The 16,088-nt window shown below is 66.0% G+C and carries 15 protein-coding genes; 6 read left to right on the top strand and 9 right to left on the bottom strand.

The genetic code is table 11. The annotated features are described in order from the left end of the window. Positions 1–250: 250 nt before the first annotated feature. The 4 genes from QME71_07880 (at position 251) to QME71_07865 (ending at position 4,335) form a co-directional block, all read left to right on the top strand. Complete coding sequence (locus tag QME71_07880) at positions 251–685, top strand: protease inhibitor I42 family protein (GenBank protein MDI6858213.1); 435 nt, start codon at positions 251–253, stop codon at positions 683–685. A 125-nt stretch (positions 686–810) separates the two neighbouring features. Then, complete coding sequence (locus QME71_07875; GenBank protein MDI6858212.1) at positions 811–2,409, top strand: glycosyltransferase family 39 protein; 1,599 nt, start codon at positions 811–813, stop codon at positions 2,407–2,409. Further along, entirely contained in the window at positions 2,406–3,587 is a 1,182-nt protein-coding gene (locus tag QME71_07870; protein ID MDI6858211.1) for a glycosyltransferase, read from the top strand. The genes QME71_07875 and QME71_07870 overlap by 4 nt, the downstream gene beginning before the upstream one ends. Before the next feature lie 37 nt (positions 3,588–3,624). After that, the gene (locus tag QME71_07865; protein MDI6858210.1) at positions 3,625–4,335 is read left to right on the top strand and encodes a glycerophosphodiester phosphodiesterase; all 711 of its coding nucleotides are present in this window, start codon (positions 3,625–3,627) and stop codon (positions 4,333–4,335) included. A 15-nt stretch (positions 4,336–4,350) separates the two neighbouring features. On the opposite strand, the gene QME71_07860 is transcribed toward QME71_07865, so the two are convergent. From QME71_07860 to QME71_07840, 5 genes are all read right to left on the bottom strand, one after another. Continuing rightward, positions 4,351–4,794: a MarR family transcriptional regulator gene (locus QME71_07860; protein ID MDI6858209.1), complete on the bottom strand. Its 444-nt coding sequence runs from the start codon at positions 4,792–4,794 to the stop codon at positions 4,351–4,353. Positions 4,795–4,963: 169 nt separating this feature from the next. Continuing rightward, on the bottom strand, positions 4,964–6,340 hold the full coding sequence (locus tag QME71_07855) for a GMC family oxidoreductase (GenBank protein ID MDI6858208.1): 1,377 nt from the start codon (positions 6,338–6,340) through the stop codon (positions 4,964–4,966). A 34-nt stretch (positions 6,341–6,374) separates the two neighbouring features. Next, complete coding sequence (locus tag QME71_07850) at positions 6,375–6,824, bottom strand: GNAT family N-acetyltransferase (GenBank protein ID MDI6858207.1); 450 nt, start codon at positions 6,822–6,824, stop codon at positions 6,375–6,377. A gap of 77 nt (positions 6,825–6,901) precedes the next feature. Continuing rightward, positions 6,902–8,557 carry an ABC transporter substrate-binding protein gene (locus QME71_07845; GenBank protein ID MDI6858206.1) on the bottom strand — a complete coding sequence of 552 codons (1,656 nt, stop codon included), beginning with the start codon at positions 8,555–8,557 and terminating at the stop codon, positions 6,902–6,904. Positions 8,558–8,677: 120 nt separating this feature from the next. Beyond that, entirely contained in the window at positions 8,678–10,336 is a 1,659-nt protein-coding gene (locus QME71_07840; protein ID MDI6858205.1) for an ABC transporter substrate-binding protein, read from the bottom strand. Positions 10,337–10,691: 355 nt separating this feature from the next. On the opposite strand from QME71_07840, the gene QME71_07835 reads away from it, so the two are divergent. Continuing rightward, positions 10,692–11,384, top strand: coding sequence for a phosphatase PAP2 family protein (locus QME71_07835; GenBank protein ID MDI6858204.1), 693 nt, complete (start codon positions 10,692–10,694; stop codon positions 11,382–11,384). 4 nt (positions 11,385–11,388) lie between these two features. Here the strand turns inward: QME71_07835 and QME71_07830 are convergent, their stop codons facing one another. The 4 genes from QME71_07830 to QME71_07815 all read right to left on the bottom strand — a co-directional run bounded on the left by QME71_07830 (position 11,389) and on the right by QME71_07815 (position 15,002). Further along, positions 11,389–12,771, bottom strand: coding sequence for an FAD-dependent oxidoreductase (locus QME71_07830; protein MDI6858203.1), 1,383 nt, complete (start codon positions 12,769–12,771; stop codon positions 11,389–11,391). A gap of 158 nt (positions 12,772–12,929) precedes the next feature. Beyond that, a complete protein-coding gene (locus QME71_07825; protein MDI6858202.1) occupies positions 12,930–13,913 on the bottom strand; it encodes a diguanylate cyclase in 984 nt (327 codons plus the stop codon). Positions 13,914–14,031: 118 nt separating this feature from the next. After that, the gene (locus tag QME71_07820; GenBank protein ID MDI6858201.1) at positions 14,032–14,748 is read right to left on the bottom strand and encodes a DUF364 domain-containing protein; all 717 of its coding nucleotides are present in this window, start codon (positions 14,746–14,748) and stop codon (positions 14,032–14,034) included. A gap of 59 nt (positions 14,749–14,807) precedes the next feature. Continuing rightward, entirely contained in the window at positions 14,808–15,002 is a 195-nt protein-coding gene (locus tag QME71_07815) for a hypothetical protein (protein MDI6858200.1), read from the bottom strand. Between the two features lie 446 nt (positions 15,003–15,448). Between QME71_07815 and coaE the strand changes: the two genes are divergently transcribed. After that, positions 15,449–16,075, top strand: coding sequence for a dephospho-CoA kinase (coaE, locus tag QME71_07810; protein MDI6858199.1), 627 nt, complete (start codon positions 15,449–15,451; stop codon positions 16,073–16,075). Positions 16,076–16,088 lie beyond the last annotated feature (13 nt).

The raw sequence follows: 16,088 nt of genomic DNA, 5'->3' as shown, positions 1-16,088 counted from the left end.
GATACTGTAGACGGCGGGGAGTTGCTGCGGTGCTAGTGGGCTCCTTTTCCCCGCCGCAGTGACGCCTGATCACCGCAACCGCTCCCCGTCGTTAGCGACTTCCCGGACTCCCCGGCGCCCGTCTCACCCGCTTTCAAGTTGCCCCGGCTTCCCGCTTGCCGCATCGCCCTTGCCGTGCGGAACAAAGCGGCGTCCCATGGCGTCTAAGGGGGTGGAAGCAAAAGCCGGAAGGGAAAAGGAGGACCTACACGTGAAGAAGCAACTGGTAATCGTAGCAATTCTGGTGCTGCTCGCCGCTGTCGGCGGGGCGATAGGCTGGACGCAGGCCGGCGGCGACGACAAGGGCGGGCGGGAGATCGCCGTGGACTACTCGCAGTCTGGAAAGCAGATCGAGGCGGCGCCCGGCGACGTCATAAAGCTGACCCTTGAGTCGAACGCGACCACGGGGTTCCAGTGGCAGCTAGCCGGCAACACGGACGAGGCGGCCGTCACGCCGGTCGACCACGTGTACGTCGAGCCCCAGGAGTCGGGCGGCGAGCCCCTGGTAGGCGCAGGCGGCCACGAGGAGTGGACGTTCAAGGCCGCGGCGGAGGGCGCCAGCACGCTGACCCTCGAATACAGCCAGCCGTGGGAAGGCGGCACGAAAGCAGAGAAGACGTTCGCTGTAACCATCGTCGTTAAGTAGTGGCGGGGGCTGCCTGTCGCGTCCTTGACGAGCCATGCGGCGGCTGCTAGATTGCGATTAGACCCTCGCGACGCCCCGGCCCGTTTCCAGGTCGCACACGAGGACGGACCCGGGGGAGAGGCGACATGGAGTTGCAGGCGTCGATGGCCGTTGAGCGCCTCTGGAGCCCTGGGCTGCGACGGGCCCTACTTCTCTTGGCGCTCCTCATCGCCCTCTCGTTGCTGCCCGTCCTCTTCCTGATGCCCCTCTTCAACGCTCCCTTCGAGCGCGACCAGGGACTCTACGGCGTCATCGCCCGCGGCTGGCTCGACGGCTCCATCCCCTACCGCGACCTCTGGGACAACAAACCGCCCGTCCTGTACCTCTGGTACGCGGGGGCATTTAAGCTCTTCGGGGAGACGGTCGTCGCCCCGCGGCTGCTCGCCGCTTTGGCGGCGGCGGCGGCGCTGCCCTTCGTCTGGGACTCGGCGCGCATCCTGCTCGGCCCTCGACGCGGCCTGCTGGCGGCGCTGCTCTTCGCCCTCGCCTTCGCCAACCCCTTCCTCCAGGCGAACGCCAACGCCGAGATTCTCATGCTGCTTCCCCTCGCCGCCGGCTTCTGGGCGGTCGTGAGGGGCGCCGGCGGCAGCGAGTGGTGGTTCCTTCCCGCGGGCCTCTTCACCACCTTCGCCGTCCTGACGAAACAGGCGGCGGCGCTCCCGCTGGCGGGCTACGCTCTGTGGCTGGCCGTCCTTGCCGCGCGCAACCCGGATGAGCGGACGCAGCGCTTGCGGTCGCTGCTGCTCCTCGGCTCCGGCGCGGCGCTCGGCCTGGCCCCGCTCGCCGCCTATTTCTGCGCCCACGGCGCCCTCGATGACCTCTGGTACGCCACGGTGCACCTCAACTTCCTCTTCTCCAGCGACTATGCCTTCTATACAAAGCTGCTGCCTCCGCTGCTGCTAAACCCGCCGCCCCTTTTCGGCGGACTCTTCCTCTGGGCGCTCGCCGTTTTCGGCGGGCTGCGCCTCTGGCAGCGTCGCGACCGCGTCGCCGGGCTTCTTCTCACCTTTGCCGTCTCCTCGGAGCTCGCGACGCACCTGCTGGGGAAGACGTCGCCGCACTATAACGTGGGGCTGCTCCCTGCGGCCGCCGTCCTCGGCGCCGTCGGCCTCGACTCCGTCATCGACGGCTGGCGCAAGGACAGGCGATGGCAGGGCTACGCGCTCGCGGCCTGCGCCGTCGTCGTCGCCGGCGTCTCCCTCTTCCTCTACGCTCGGCCCGGCGCCGACGACCGCTTCCTCGTCCAGTACACTTACACCGACTACGCCCATCGTTCGCTGGACGCCGAGGTCATCGCCGACGACGTCGCCGCCCTCACCGCGCCGGACGACTACGTTTACGAGTTCGGGCGCCAGAGCGACATCTACTTCCTCGCCGACCGCCGTCCCGCCAGCCGCTGGGTGCACAACCGCGCCTACGGCATCTACCCCTCGATGATGACGGAGGTCGTGCGCGACCTCGAGCTGCGACGCCCGAAGCTCGTCCTGCTGACCTTCAAGTGCGAGCCGTCGGACCGCGAGTTCGAGGGCTGTCAGTCGGGCCCTCCGGCCGAGCTGAAGCAGCACCTCGACGCCCACTATCGCTACGCGGGCCGGGTCGAGTATGCTGAGTTGTACCTTCGCGTCGACGCCGCGGCTTCCCGCCCGCCGGCGCAGACAGAGGTCGAAGGAGAGCGTACGCGATGAAGACGGCGCTTCTTCGCTGGTGGCGGCGTTGCGAAGACGTCCCCATTCCCCGACCGGTCCGCTTTCTCCTCGTCGGCCTGAGCGGCGTGGGCGTGAACATGGCCACGCTCTGGCTCCTGCACGGCCGCCTGGGCCTCGCGCCCCTGCCGGCGGCGGCGCTCGCCGTCGAGACCTCGATCTGCAGCAACTTCGCGCTCAACGACATCTGGACATTCGGCGCCGGCCGGAGGATGCGCCCTTGGTGGACGCGCGCCTTCGCGTTCCACGCCACGGCGGCGACGGCGGCGGCCGTGAACCTGAGCCTTTTCATGCTGCTCACCTCAGCAGCGGATGTCCACTACCTCCCTGCGAACCTCATAGCGATCGCCGTCGCGTCCGGCATCAACTTCACAGTGAGCGCCTCATGGACGTGGCGCGCTGCGCCCCCGCCCGTTTTCGTTCCCGCGTCCGGCTTGGCTACCGCGCCCGGGCTCTCAGGAAAGCGCGTCGTCGTCTTGCCCACTTACAACGAAAGCGCCAACATCCGACGGCTGCTCGAACGGGTCCTTTCGCTGGGCAGCGAGTACGAGGCGCTGGTGATCGACGACTCGTCGCCCGACGGCACGGGCGATATCGTGGCGGCGATAGCGCGCGATGAGCCGCGCGTCCACTTGATCAGCCGTCCCGAGAAACTGGGCCTCGGCAGCGCCTATGTCGCCGGCTTCCGGAGGGCGCTTGAGCTGGGGGCCGACCTCATCTTCCAGATGGACAGCGACTTCTCGCACGACCCCGGCGACCTTCCCCGTCTCGCCGCAGCGGCGACCGGCGGCAACGTGGTGATAGGCTCACGATACGTATTTGGTGGGTCGACCCCGGGCTGGCCCCTGCGCAGAATCTTGGTGGGCCGCGCCGCCAGCCTTGCCGCCCGCATCCTGCTGCGGGTCCCTGTCAGCGACGCCACCGGCGGCTTCAAGTGCTGGGGCCGCGCCGCCCTCGCCGCCCTCCCGCTCGACTCGGTCCGCTCCACCGGCTTCGCCTTCCAGGTCGAGATGAATTATCTGGCCTGGCGGTTGGGCATTCCCCTCATCGAAGTGCCCATTACGTTCGAAGACCGGAAGGCAGGGCAATCGAAGGCCTCGCTCAGTGTGGGCATCGAGATGGCGGCCGTCATCTGGCGCTTGTTCCTGAGGCCGGTGTAACGCCCTCGCGCAACCGGTTCAGCTTGAAGGGACTTTGATGCCCGGCGGCCCTATGCGCATCGCGCACGGTTTCGGCAACCGCCGCGAGCTGGTGCGGCTGGCGCTGGACCGCGGCATCGAGATGATAGAAGGCGACGTGCGCCTGGGCCGCGGACGCCTGTGGATGCGCCACGACCGCCGTCTCCCCCTCCTGCCCGTCCTGCTGGGGCGCCGCCCGCGCCATCTCCCACTGACGCCGCGATGGGACATCGCGCTCGGCCCCTGGCACGCGCGCGTCGATCCCGACCCCCTGCCGCTGGAGGAGCTTCTGGCGATGGCGTCCGGCAGGTGCCGCCTGCTGCTCGACCTCAAGCCTCCCCGGCGGCAAGCGGACGTCCCCGCATTCGCCGAAGCCCTGGCGCGGCTACTACGCGGCCCCGATCTGTCGGAGACGGTGTGGCTGTGCGGCGACTGGGCCCTTCTCGACGAAGCGCAGAGGCTGACGCCGGAGTACGCGCTCTACTACTCGGTGGGAGACCGCGGCCGCTGGCGCGACCTGGCCCGTCGCCTCGAGGCGGGCGACCCCATCCGTCGCGTATCGGTCCACGCCGGACTTCTCGACAAGTCGACCGCCGGCTTCTTGCGTGATCGAGGCGTGGAGATCATTTGCTGGGCAGTCTATGATCTGGGAGAAGCGGAGCGCGTGACGGCGCTGGGTGTGGATGGGATAATCAGCCCCGATCTCGGCGTCCTCCTGGGAGGCCGCTGAACCGGACGCAACCGCTCAGCGCAACCGCTGCATGTTGCGCCGCCGGAACCGCTGCAGCAACTCCTTCAGCTCCGCCCTCTCCTCGTTCGAGAGGACGCCGAACAGCTCTTCGCTCACCTGTACCGCAGCCACCCGGACGGAATCGTGCAGCTTCCGGCCCTTATTCGTCAGTCTGATTCGCGTCACCCGCCGGTCGCTATTGTCCTTGACCCGCTCCACCATGCCCGCGTCGGACATTCGGTCGATGATGCTGCTGATGCTGGGCACCTCATGCATCATCAACTGGGCAAGCCGGCTCACTGTGAGCGGAGTCTTCGCCTCGGCGAGGAGGGCCAGCACCGTGGCCTGAGGCGTTGTAATCCCCCAGCGGGAGAACACGCGCTGCGTTTCTTTTCGCAGGATGGCGAACGCCGTGTAGACGGCGGCCCATTCCTCCCTGTCAGCCGGCACAGGGGCCATCGTCGACTGCTTTCCTGCCTTCTGCCATCGCGCCCTGTCCACCACGCGCATCGGCACGCAGCGCAGGCCGGAACGACGCCGGGAGGTAGGATTGTCGCAACGGCCGGCCGCAGGCCTGGCTGGCGTCCGATCTTCGGATGAGCCAGTATTGCACCCGCACACCCGTGTGTCAAACAGACGCATTACGATGTTTGGACGCGGCCGGCGCCGACCGTTCCTTGGAGAGCGCGCCTTCGAGGAGGTGGCAGCTGAGACGCCGGGCGAAAGAGATAATCGTAAGCACCGTCGGCTGTCCCAGGGCCTGCGGAAAGACGCTGGCATCGCAGACGTAGAGGCCGTTGACCGACGTCTGCAAGTCCTTGTCCACCAGCTCGCCCAGGCGGACGGTCGCGCTGGGGTGCGTGCCGCGAAGAGGCGAAACGAAGATGGAACCGGCTTCGCACCCCGCCTTGACGAGGATGCGGGTGGCAACGCCCGTCGCGTGGTCAAGACGCTCCCTGTCGCGCTCGGTCATCGGCTTGCTGATTCGCAGCCGCTTTTCCATCGAAACCGACCCCGATACTTCGTCGGTCACTTTGATCATCACGCCGACTGTGCGGCGGTAGTTGCGCCAGCTAAAGGCGCGCCGGAGCCCTTTCAGCGTGGCCATGATCGGGTAGAGCGCCCAGGGGTCGATTAGGGTGCTCAGCATATACCCGTGCTCCCGGTCGCTGTAGCCGACCGACATCGGGGGCTCGAAAGCCGTGCCGCGGCCCTTCCAGACGCCGTACACCATCACCGTCGGGTCCATCGCCATGCCTTGTCCCGCCTCAGGGATGCCCGACCGCTGGAGGATGAGCGGCGTGCCGATGCCGCCTGCGCAGACGACCACCACTTTTGCCCGCAACTCGAACGGCCGGCCGGCGACCTTGCCGCGCACGCCGCCGGCCCGTCCGCCCTCGATGACGACCTCGTCCACCTGCGCCCCCGTGACGAGTTTGCACCCGTTCGCGACCGCCTCGTCGATGTACTCGTTCGCCGTCCACTTCGCGCCGCAGCGGCAGCCGAGCATGCACTTTGCCCCGCAACTGAAGCGGCGGCCCTGCGGGCTCATGAACTTCGGGAGAGGCTGCCAGTTATAACCGAGCTCCTGTGCTGCCTCCATCACCGTGCGCGAGCCCTCGCCGAGTAGTTCATCGGGCAGAGGCTGTATCGCCAGCTCTCCGATGGTCTTCCGGGCCTCCTCTTCCAGGTCCACGCCGTAACGTTCTTTCAGCCAGCCCGGCGGCTCCGCCGCGCAACCGCAGAACATGTTCGTGGCGCCGCCCGTCATGATGGGCCGGACAACGTTCAACCCTTCTTCCGTGAACAGGAGACTGCGCCGGTCAGCGTAGATCAGCGCTCCCAGGTGGCTGCCGTAGTAGAAGCGGCGGCGGTAGTCCTTGCCCCTCTCGAGGAGCGCCACGCGGACTCCCGCCCGTGCCAGCTCGCGGGCGACGGTCGCGCCGCCCGGCCCCGAGCCGATAACCGCCGCGTCGACCTCTTGCGTCACAGTCTCGCGGGCCATGCACGCTCCTCCTGACCTGAGTCCGCGCCCCCTACTACGGGAGCGGTTTCACCATAACAAGCGTGGGCTGGCTTTCCCCCCAGTATGCCGTCGTCTCTTCGAGAGGAACGAAGCCCATAGCTGCGTAGAAGGCCCTCGTGCGCTTGTAGCCTTCATCGTGATGAGAGGGCCCTAGCGTCTTCACGTGCAGCAGGCGGACTTTTCCCGCCAGCGCCTCTTCCGCCGTCCTCATCAGCGCCGCTCCCACTCCCCGACGGTGGCATTCTCGGCGGACGGCCATCACGTGGACCTCGCTCGACAGTGGGTTGTGATGCCGCAGCGCGAGGAAGCCGATCACCTCGTCGCCGTCGACGGCCACGAACCCGGGCAGCGATTCGAGGTCGCGCATGTAACGCGCCACCGCCTCCTCGAAGGCGAACCACTCGGGAAGGCTGCGCAGTATCCGTTCGCAGGCGGCGACGTCGCGCGGCTCCAGGGGCCTCACGGATACTCCTTTCATTTCGCCCTTCGACGTGTTACGCTCCTGGGACGCCCGGTCCGCCGCCGCAAGCGGCGAAGGTTCTAGTGCCGGGCGGTCATCCACGTATCGATGCCGAGGAAGTTGCGGCTTGTCAGCCCGACTCCGGTGCCCTCGCGCAGCGTGTGCACCCAGTCCCAGCGGGCCGCCCATCCACGGGGAGTATAGGTGTTGATCTGGGGGCCGTGCTCCCGCATCATCGCCCGCTGCGCAGCCAGCACTATCTCGCGCCGCTTCTCGGGGTCGAACTCCGATCGCTCGCGCCAGATCCAGTTGTCCATCTCTTCGCTGTAGTAGCCGGTGAAGCTGAGGCCGGCGATCCCCTTGCTGAACCACTGACAGAGCGGCCGGTCAGGCTCGACGTACGGCAGATTGTAGAACCACAGCATCTGGAAGTTGCCCGCGTACAGGTGTTGCGCCAGGAGCACGGCGATGTCCCTCACCTGTATGTTCAGCCTGATGCCGATCTTCGCCAGATGTTCCCTGACGATCTCGGCGTCCTTGGTCAGATTGGCGGTGTTCATCACCGGCGCGTCGACCTCGAGCCCGTCTTCGTAGCCCGCCGCCGCCATGAGCCGCTTCGCCTCTGCGATATCAGTCTTATAGAACTCGCGCACCTCTTCCTGGGGCAGACACCAGTACTCCAGATAGGGCGACACCGGCCCGTTGAACCTGCCCTCCCCGAACGCCATCTTGTCGATGAGGTCCTGCCGGTCCACCGCCAGGTCGACCGCCTGCCAGAGGCGCCTGTCGGTGAACGGCGGCTTGTCGACGCGCAGCAACAGGCAGCGGGTCCAGTAGTTGGGCGAGTCGCGCACGATGACTCCCGGGGTCTTCTGCAGTTCTTCGACCTTCAACTTATCGAGCGTCGCCCCGCAGGAATCGTGCTGCTTTGTCCGGAAGGCCTGGTACAGCGTGGAAACATCCGGGATCAACGCCCAGTCTATGGAATCGAGGAAAGGGCGTCCCTCCATGTAGAAGTCGGGGTTCTTGCGCACCTTCACCCGCTCAGCCTTCGCGTACTCTTCGAGGATGAAGGCGCCGCAGCCCACGGGGTGCTGCGATAGGTCGCCCCACTTTTCGATGGCCTCGCGAGGGATGATTGCGTAGCTGGGGTTGCCTATCTCATCGAGAGCGGGGGCGTAGGGCCGCGTGTTGACGAGACGGAAGGTGTAAGGGTCCGGCGCTTCCATGCTCGCCGTGTAGTCGCGCAGGAGTTGCTTGTCGTTCATTATCGAGGGGTCGTCGCGGCGGCGCTCCATACTGAACAGTACATCTTCAGACGTGACCTCGCGCCCGAACGTGGGGTCGATGTCATGGAACCTGATGCCGCGTCGCAGGGTCCAGACGTAGGTCACCTCATCGACGTGCTCCACCTTCTCCGCCATCTGCGGATAGACCTTCTGGTCGTCGAGGTTCACGCTGTGGAGGTAGCCGTTGAAGTTGCCGGAAACCCAGTAGCCGGTGACGCTCTGCTGGACATCGAGGCCGCCGGGGTCGGCGGGCAGACCGATCACCTGGTTGCCGCCGTACTGCGGCGTCTGTTCCGCCGCCGGGCTTTCCCCGGCGGGCGTCCGCCCACCATCGTCGCCGCAGCCGGCCAGCGCCGCGCCCGCGAGCCCCATCGCAGCGGCGCCGGCCCTGAGCGCCGTTCGCCGTGATATCCGCCGCTTGTTAAGACGCTCCCAGTACTCGGACATCTCGGGTGCCTTCCCTTTCCAACGGGACACGGATGTTTGAAGCATGGGCAAGAATAAGTCCGGCAGCCCAACCGGTCAAGATGGAGCCGCCGGACGTTTCTCCGGCTTGCCGCGCGTGAATTATGTGCGAGGCGTCATCCAGACATCGATGCCGAGGTAGCCCCACGCGCCGATGTCTATCGTCGTCTCCGGGCCGTGCACCCAGTCCCAGTACGCCGCCCAGGCCTGGGGGATGTAAGTGTTGATCTGGGGCCCGTGCTCGCGGATCATTTCGCGCTGGGCGTCGAGGATGATCTGGCGCCGCTTCTCGTTGTCGAACTCCGCCCTTTCCTTCTCCACCCACTCGTCCATCTTGGGGTTGCTGTACTTGGAGAAGGAAAAGCCTGCCTGTCCTTTGCTGTACCACTGGCACAGAGGCCTATCAGGCTCCACGTAGGGCAGGTTGTAGTACCAGGTTGCCTCGAATTCGCTCGCGTAGAGATGCTGCGACAGGTATACCCCGAGCTCTTTGACCTCGAGGTTGGTCCTGACGCCTATCTTCGCAAGCTGCTCCTTCACCACCTCCGCGCACTTCGTCATGTCGGTGACGTTCTCCACGGGCGTGAAGAGGTCGAAGCCGTCCTCGTAGCCTGCGGCGGAGAGAAGCTGCTTTGCCTTCTGCAAGTCCACCTTGTAGAAGTCGCGCAGCTCGTCCTGCGGCAGCGAGTAGTACTCCAGGTCGGCGGGCACGGGGCCCGTGTACTTTCCCTCGCCGAACGCCATCTTGTTGATGAGGTCGTCGCGGTCGACTGCCAGGTCTATCGCCTCCCAGACGCGCTTGTCGTTCAAGGGCGGCCTATCGACCCGAAGCAGCAGCGTGTGCCGCCAGAAGTTCGGCGCCTCTATGACGACCACGCCGTTGATCTTCTGCAGCTCTTCCACTTTCAGCTTGTCGAGCAGGGCGCCGTTGTAGTCGTGCTGTTTTGTCTTGAACGCCTGCAGCAGCGTCGAATAGTCGAGGATTATCACCCACTCGCGCGAGTCGAGGTACGGACGGCCGGGGATGAAGTAGTCCGGGTTCTTGTGCATGACCACGCTTTCGCTGCGGACGAACTTATCTAGTATGTAGGGGCCGCAGCCCACGGGGTTCTGCGCCAGGCTGCCGAACTTCTCCACCGCCTCGTGAGGGATTATGGGATACGAGGGGTTCCCGAGCTCGTCGATCGCCGGGCGGTAGGGCGCCTTCGTCGTCAGCTTGAAGGTGTACGTGTCGACAGCCTCCCAGCCGGCGGTGAAATCGCGCAGGAGCTGCTTGTCGTTCTGGGAGGCAGGGTCGTCCCGCCTGCGCGTGAAGCTGTAGACGCAGTCTTCGGCCGTTACCTCACGCCCGAACACGGGATCGACGTCGTGGAACTTGATCCCGGGCTTCAGTTTCCAGATGTACGTCGTGTTGTCCGGCTGCTCGAAGCTCTCCGCCATCTGGAGCATCATTTCCTGAGTGCGGAGGTTAATGTGGTGCAGGAAGCCGTTGAACTGACTGGCGATCCAGTAACAGGTCACGCACTCCTGCTCGTCGAGGTGTCCCGGGTCGGATCCGAGGCCGATTATCATGTTGCCGCCGGGCTGAGGCGTTTCCTCGGCGCGCGGCGTCTGGCCGGCGGGCTCCTCTCCGCCGTCATCGCCACCGCAGCCGCTGAGCGCGAGGGCGGCCGCCCCCGCTCCCGCAGCGCCCACGGTGAGCATCTTTCGCCTGGATAGGCGCTTCCTGGAAAAACGCTGCCAGTAGTTTGAGTCCTGCATTTCGCCTCTCCTCTAGGACGCCTGACTTTCCCTCGAGACCTCGGACATCGTTCGACTTGCCCCGAGCAAGCCCTTACCCTCCGAGGCGCTCCAATTCTACACCTAACGCTGCAATAGTCCAAGAAGCGGGACGAAAGAGCGCGGGACGGCTCCGCGCGCGCTTCGTGGTCTGCAGGCGAGCTCGGCCGGCCGAGGCTGGAAAGCCCTGCCTGCGTCAAACAGGTCGATTCCTCGTCCTGCACGCCGCCCCTTGTGTTCGCTTATCCGTTTCTCCATCCGTTGACGGACCAGCGATGGCGCCAGTTGGCCGCGCTGCTGATGCCGCATCGGGGGGTTGTGCTAGACTGAGGATGAGTTGCGATACGGAATCGTCGTCTACCTCTTCCGCAGAGTCCTGTTCTTCTGGGGGCCGGTCTGGCTGGCCCTCTTCGCCGGCGCTATCGCCCTCACAGCCCTCGCCACCCTCAACGACCGCCTCCCCGGCGATCTCGACATCCTGCGGCGCATTCAGGACCCTCCCGTGCCCGGCCTGCCGCTCTCCCGCTTCATCCGCCTGATGACGACGACGCAGGTCGTCATCGGGCTGGGCGTCGTCACCGCCGTCGCGCTCTGGTTCTTCCGACGGCGGCGGCTCGCGGTCCTCCTTGCTGTAGGGCTCATCGTCCTACCGCTCCTGCAATGGGGGCTGAAGGAGATCGTTGACAGGCCGCGCCCGCCCGCCGACATGGTGGATATACGGGCCGGCTTCTCCAGCGACAGCTTCCCCGCCGGCCACGTGATGAGCGGCGCGTTCTTCTACGGCTTTCTCTTTTACGTCTCGCTGGACTTGCGTTTGAGGGCCGCGAGGACTGCGCTTCTTGCGGCATCGGTGGCCGTGCTCGCCCTCGTGGGATGGGCTAACGTGTACGTCGGCGTCCACTGGCCGAGCGACATCGTGGGCGGGTACGCGTGGGGCTTCACCCTGTTGCTGCCGCTGCTAGGCCTCGACGCTATGATGCGCGAAATCGAGGACCTTCTGCTGTATACGCTCGGCCTGCGGCGTCTCTGAGGGGCTACTCCTCGCGTTCCAGCCGGCGCTGCAAGGCCTGGGCGACCGCCTGTATCCCCTCGAAAGCGGCGGCGAAGGGAGGCGCGTAATTGAGGTCGAGGCGGAGGAGATCGCTCACGGTCATCCCGGCGTGAAGGGCAACGGCTGCCACGTCGAGCCGCTTGGCCACCGTGCCGCCGTCGTTCCCCGCCATCTGGGCTCCCAGGAGCCGGCCGCTTCCTCTTTCCGCCACCAGCTTTCCGGTCACCGTCTTCGCGCCGGGATAGAAGCGGGCGCGCGATGGGAACTGTCCGGTGGCGGCCACGGCATCAAAGCCGTGCGTCTTAGCCTGTTCCTCCGAAAGCCCCGTCCGCGCGACTTCGAGGTCGAACACCTTGACGGCGGAGCTTCCGACCACGCCTGCGAACGTGGCGTCGCCCCCAACCGCATTTTCTCCCGCGACGCGCCCCTGCTTGTTCGCCGTGGTGCCCAGCGGCACGTACATCGCCTTGCCCGTTATCAGATGACGCGTCTCGGCGCAATCGCCGGCAGCGTAAATGTTCGGGACGTTGGTGCGCATCCTTTCATCGACAGCGATGGCGCGGGTCTCGCCCAGGGCGACGCCGCCTTCCCGGGCCACGCTCGCGTCCGGGCTTGCGCCGACGGCAACGATCACTATTTCCGCCGGAAGCTCCCCCTGGTCGGTCACCACCCTCTGTACCGCGCCCGTGGCGTCGGGCTCAAAGCGCAGCGCGAGTTGTTGCTTCCGCACCTCGACCTGGTGGCGTCTGACCTCCTCCTCGATGAGCTGCGCGATCTCCGGCTCGCTCCCGGGCATCAATGAGTCCGTCGCCTCGACGATTGCGGCCCGCAGCCCCAGAGTGCGCATCGCTTCCGCCATCTCCAGCCCGATATAGCCGCCGCCGATGAGGGCTGCCCTGCGTACCCGCCGCGTCTTAAGATAGTCCTTGATCTGTACCCCGCTCTCGAGCGAACGCAGCGTGAAGACGCCCCTCAGACCGATACCGGGGATATTGGGGCGGACGGCATTGGCGCCTGCGGCGATGACAAGGCTGTCGTAGCGCAGCGTCTCTTTCTCGCGTGTGTCCACTGCCAGAGCCTCTACGACCTGCTCGCGGGAATCGATGCGCCGCACCTCATGCCGGATACGCACATCGATATCGCGCTCCTTCCGGAAGTACTCCGGCGTGTAGACGACGAGGCTTTCGAGGTCTTTGACGGTGTTGCAGATGAAATAGGGCAGACCGCAGAGTATGAAGGAGACGTGCGAACCGCGTTCCAGGACGGTGATCTGCCAATCGGGGCGAAGGCGCCGTGCTGTCGTCGCGGCGCTCATTCCCGCGGCGCCCCCGCCGATGACTACGAGCTTCTTCTGCTGCTTGCTCATGTTTCGACACTCCCTGCTCAGAAGGCCGCAAGTCCGGCTGGTCTCCACGCAGGCGGCCCGGCCTCCAATTATAGAGGGATGCGGAGGGCGCGGCCATCCTCTGCGCGTTTCCTTTGTTGGACACTTCTGTCAGGCAGAAAGGCGCGGCCCGACCCGCCTCAGGCCGGCTTCTCCAGCTCTTCGTGCCCGGTGCGGGCCAGGCTCGACTCTGCGGCGGCAATCAGGGCTCCGGCCGAGTCCCCGTCCTCCGGGTAGGCCGCCAGCCCGACGAGAAGATCGGGTCTCCAGCCGGCGACGTCGGGGCCGGCGGGCCTCAGTTGGAGGACTCGCGACGCAATGCGGTGTCGGATGGCGACAGCGGCGGACCGCGTTGTCTCGGGCAAGAGGACTGCGACCCCGGCGTCGCCGAACGCCGCCAACACGTCGTGAGTCCTGATCTCGCCGCGTATCACGGCGGCCAGACGTCGCAGGAACACCTCGCTTTGCTGCCGCCCCCCCTTTTCCACCATCTCGTCCAGGTTCTGGAAGCTGAGGAGCAGCAGGGCCAGCGGATGGCCGTAGCGCCTCGACCGCGCCGTCTCCTCCTCGAGACGCGCCTCGAACCACTCCCGGTCGAACATCCAGCGGATCGGGTCGATGCCCCCGTACCGGTACGTCCTTCGCGCCGCCCGCAAGCGAACGAGCGCCAGCGACAGGTGTCCCGCCACCTCCGGACACAACTCCAGATCCATGCCGTCGCCCTCGTCACCGAAGAGGACGACGCCCAGCTTCTCTTCCTCCCATTCGAGACGGCAGAGCATGATGCGACGAGCGGGCACGGCGGGGGCAGCGTCGCCGAGCACATCGGCCGGACTGTCGGAGATGATCATCTCACCGCTTACGAGGAGGTCGCTCACCGGCCCTTTTTCGGCAACTCTCAGCCGCAGCGCCGACAACTCGGACACGGACTCCCTCTCCCCTGATAACAACGCCAGCATGCCGCTACCGTCATCGAGAAGAACGCACGCTACAGAGGCGCCGATGGCAGGGGCAACGAGCGACTGCAGAGCATCTGCCAGCGCGCCCGAAGTTGGGGCCGCGTGCATCTGCCGGAGCGCACGCACCAGCTCAAGACAGGCGTGGCGCACTACGCGGGGAGCCACACCTTCAGACAAAGCACCATCGGACACAGTTCACCCCGAGACAGCAATCCGCGTCCCCTAGGGAATTATCGGCAACAACAGCTTCTGAGACATAGGGACTTTGGGAGCGCAGCCGGCTTCAGCCCGCCTGCGCGTCGCGCTGCATCGCCAGCATGCGCACGCCGGTCATCTCGCGGTAACTCCTGCCCGCCTCCACCTGCGCGAGAATGGCTGGCGGATCGATGACACGCGTACCGCATATCACGTCCACGCCGTAGTCGAACAGCACCGGCGAGAGGGGCACCGTTGGTCCCAGCAGCACCACCAGGCTCTGCGGGCGGCAGTAGCCGAGAAGGTCTTCCATCGTCCCGTTCACCAGAGCCGTCCCGGTGATGGCGACAACGTCCGCTTCCGGGACTACGCGCGGGGCCTCCGATGCCGGTAGATCGCCCGGCCGCGGCTGCAGCTCCAGCACTGAAAGCTCGCCGACGGCATCGCGGAGCTGGGGAACGAACGGGAAGTGCCCCACCAGCGCCACCCTCTTCCCGGCGCCCCGCTCCATAAGCAGGTCGCGCGCGTTCAGGTCCCGGCAACGCGTCTCATCGACCTCCAGCAGCGAGTTTATCGCCGCGATGCCGATGCCGGCCTCCTTCCACACGGGCGAGACTGCCATCTGGGCGAGCGACCGCGCGGACGCGAGTTCGAGCTTTTCGACATCTATTCGAGTAGGGTCGGCAAGCGTGGAGGCGAGGCCGCAGTAGCGGCTCCAAACGGCGACCCAGTAGGGGCCAGCGCGCAACTCGCGCACGGCGGCGTCGGAGGTCAGCGTCTCGATGATTTCCGCAAGTATAGCCACAGCTTCACGGCCAGGCAGCAGAGGGCGCGCGACCCCTTCCGCTGCCGCGCTCAGACCACTCAGTCCAGATCGAGATGACGGCCCCGCTTAGCGTGCTCTATACGCATCGCCTGGGCGGAGACAATCCGCTTGTAGACGCGCTCTTTCAGAAACTCGTAGGCGGCCTTCTCATCGTGATCGACGATAATCTGGGCCAGCTCCATGATATCGTGTGGCTCGAACGCCACCGCCTCTCGACTCGCCTCCGCTGTCATCTGCTCGTTGCCCTCCATTCTTGACGAAAGGGACCCATCTATTCGACGAGCGCGGGAGCGCGCTCCTACAAGTATGTTACCCTACTTCCGCCATCTTGATCAGCCTGTCCCCATTGAAGCGCAGCGCGATACGGCATGAACGCGCCCCCTCGCATCCGTTCCCCACCCGTGCACCGGCTGCAGGCTCCACCGCGTTCCGAAGCTTGCCAGCCGCCTCAATTTGGTGGGGCCGTTACCGGCCGAGGCTGGGAAGCCTCGGCTACGTGGATCATCGAACCGCCATCGCGGCGGCTGCCCCTCGCATCTGCTTATCTGTCCCTATCCGCAGACAGGCCACCCCCTCCCTCCCCAACTTGACCGCCTATCGGAAGTCCGCTTAGAATTACCGTAAAGCACCCGGTGAGTCGGCGGGCCCTTCCCGAGAAGGGCGCCTTTTTTGGACGGGCATGATAACAATCGGACTTACCGGCGGCATCGGCAGCGGCAAGAGCCTTGTCGCCAGGATGCTCGCTGAAAAGGGCGCCGCCCTCGTCAATGCCGACGAGGTGGGACACCGGTCCTATCGCAAGGGCACCCCCGTCTACGAACGCGTGGTCGCCAGTTTCGGCCGAGAGGTACTCGACGAGAACGGTGAGATCGACCGCGCGAAGCTGGGACAGCGCGTATTCGCCGATCCGAGGCAGCGTGAGCGCCTGAACGCCATCGTCTGGCCGGAGATGGCAAAGATGATGGCGCAGGATCTGGAAGCGCTGCGGTCGCGCGGGACCGCCGTCGCCGTTCTGGAAGCGGCCGTACTCATCGAGGCGGGCTGGCGGCCGCTCGCCGACGAGGTGTGGGTGGTGCTCGCGTCGCCGCGGGTGACCCGGCAGCGGCTGATGGAGACGAAGGGGATGTCGGCGGAGCAGGCCGACGCGCGCATACGTTCGCAGCTCAGCAACGAGGAGCGCCGGCGCCGCGCCGACGTGATAATCGAGAACAACGGGAGTATCGAGGAGCTCAAGCAGCGGGTCGAGGAACTCTGGCAGGAGCTGCAGCGTCGGATAAGGGCGGGTAGCCGCAAAGAGGTAACTTAGTCGTGGTCGAGCA

The organism is Dehalococcoidia bacterium (genome assembly GCA_030018455.1).
Classification (GTDB): domain Bacteria; phylum Chloroflexota; class Dehalococcoidia; order DSTF01; family JALHUB01; genus JASEFU01.
Note: the sequence above shows the minus strand (reverse complement) of the source record. Positions and strands in the feature narration are given on the sequence as shown.

What these genes read in the sequence shown, in the direction of transcription:
- QME71_07875 (MDI6858212.1), top strand. Translation starts at nt 811, where the DNA reads ATGGAGTTGCAGGCGTCGATGGCCGTTGAGCGCCTCTGGAGCCCTGGG.
- QME71_07870 (MDI6858211.1), top strand. Translation starts at nt 2,406, where the DNA reads ATGAAGACGGCGCTTCTTCGCTGGTGGCGGCGTTGCGAAGACGTCCCC.
- QME71_07865 (MDI6858210.1), top strand. Translation starts at nt 3,625, where the DNA reads ATGCCCGGCGGCCCTATGCGCATCGCGCACGGTTTCGGCAACCGCCGC.
- QME71_07860 (MDI6858209.1), bottom strand. Translation starts at nt 4,794, where the DNA reads ATGGCCCCTGTGCCGGCTGACAGGGAGGAATGGGCCGCCGTCTACACG.
- QME71_07855 (MDI6858208.1), bottom strand. Translation starts at nt 6,340, where the DNA reads ATGGCCCGCGAGACTGTGACGCAAGAGGTCGACGCGGCGGTTATCGGC.
- QME71_07845 (MDI6858206.1), bottom strand. Translation starts at nt 8,557, where the DNA reads ATGTCCGAGTACTGGGAGCGTCTTAACAAGCGGCGGATATCACGGCGA.
- QME71_07840 (MDI6858205.1), bottom strand. Translation starts at nt 10,336, where the DNA reads ATGCAGGACTCAAACTACTGGCAGCGTTTTTCCAGGAAGCGCCTATCC.
- QME71_07830 (MDI6858203.1), bottom strand. Translation starts at nt 12,771, where the DNA reads ATGAGCAAGCAGCAGAAGAAGCTCGTAGTCATCGGCGGGGGCGCCGCG.
- QME71_07815 (MDI6858200.1), bottom strand. Translation starts at nt 15,002, where the DNA reads ATGACAGCGGAGGCGAGTCGAGAGGCGGTGGCGTTCGAGCCACACGAT.
- coaE (MDI6858199.1), top strand. Translation starts at nt 15,449, where the DNA reads ATGATAACAATCGGACTTACCGGCGGCATCGGCAGCGGCAAGAGCCTT.